Annotated in this window: 2 protein-coding genes; both read left to right on the forward strand. The window is 32.5% G+C overall.

Annotated elements, in window-relative coordinates; all coding sequences use genetic code 11:
* The first annotated feature begins 8 nt into the window (after nt 1–8).
* Entirely contained in the window at nt 9–116 is a 108-nt protein-coding gene (locus FHL06_RS13415; protein ID WP_337692580.1) for a universal stress protein, read from the forward strand.
* 55 nt (nt 117–171) lie between these two features.
* The coding region (locus tag FHL06_RS13420) for an MFS transporter (RefSeq protein WP_153387126.1) at nt 172–1264 on the forward strand (1093 nt) is incomplete at its 3' end.

The following is a 1264-nucleotide window of genomic DNA, read 5'->3' on the forward strand; positions in this document are numbered from 1 at the left end:
TTCAAGCTATTGTTTTAGGAACACGTGGATTAAATAGTTTACAAGAAATGGTATTAGGTAGCGTCAGTCACAAAGTAGCAAAACGTTCAGAAATTCCCGTTGTCATTGTAAAATAGTCTGTCTAACTCAATTCTTTCACGGATTGAGTTTTATTTTAGAGGTGAATATTAGATGAAAACCCAAAATTTCTATTATGGCTGGGTTATTGTATTTATTGCTGGCTTGACTGTTTTCTTCTCTGGCCCTGGTCAAACTTATTCAAACGCAGCATTTATTGATGAATATATTCAAACATTTGGATGGAGCCGTACAGAAGTTTCCTCAATATATTCTATAGCTACTTTAATCGCTGGTTTTACGATGATTATTGTAGGACGCTTTATTGATAAATTTGGACAAAAGAAAATGATTTTGTTCGCAGGAAGTTTATTGGCTCTATCGTGTTTTTTAAACAGTATGATATCTAATACTTTAATGCTTTTTATTGGTTTCTTTTTAATAAGACTTTTTGGTCAAGGCAGTATGACATTAATACCGAACACACTTGTTCCCCAATGGTTTATACAAAAAAGAGGTTTAGCTTTTAGCATGATGACATTAGGTAGCTTTGTTAGTGCTATGATATTCCCTATCATTAATGTGTGGTTAATCTCACAATGGGGATGGCGTTTTGCATGGCAATTTTGGGGGATTTTAATATTAATTTTGTTCATCCCTATAGTATGGTTGTTTACCTATAATAAACCAGAAGAACTTAAATTATTACCTGACGGTAAAAAGGTTACAACAGATAAAAATAACAAAGATAATAATATTATATTAGAAGAAAGTTGGACGTTAAAAGAGGCTACGAAAACGAACACATTTTGGATGCTATTAATATGCGTTGGGATTCCTTCAATGATTAACACAGGTATAACCTTTCATATTGTGTCCATATTCAGTGATAATGGTCTTAATGCTTCCTCTGCAGCTATAGTATTGAGTTTAATGGCTATAGTTGGTATACCAATGTCGTTTGTTTCAGGTGTGATTACAGACAAAATTAAAACAAATTACATTTTATTAACTATTTTTATTATAGAGATTGGGCTTCTTTTATTGTTGAGCCATGTGACTACTTATGTTTTAGCAATTATATTTGGAATTATATGGGGAGTTGCTAATGGTTTAGAGAGAATCGGCACTAATATCGTTTGGGCCAACTATTTTGGACGCAAGTATGTAGGAAGTATAAACGGAATTGGATCAACTATGTTAGTAA

The organism is Companilactobacillus halodurans, from assembly GCF_009600985.1.
GTDB lineage: Bacteria > Bacillota > Bacilli > Lactobacillales > Lactobacillaceae > Companilactobacillus > Companilactobacillus halodurans.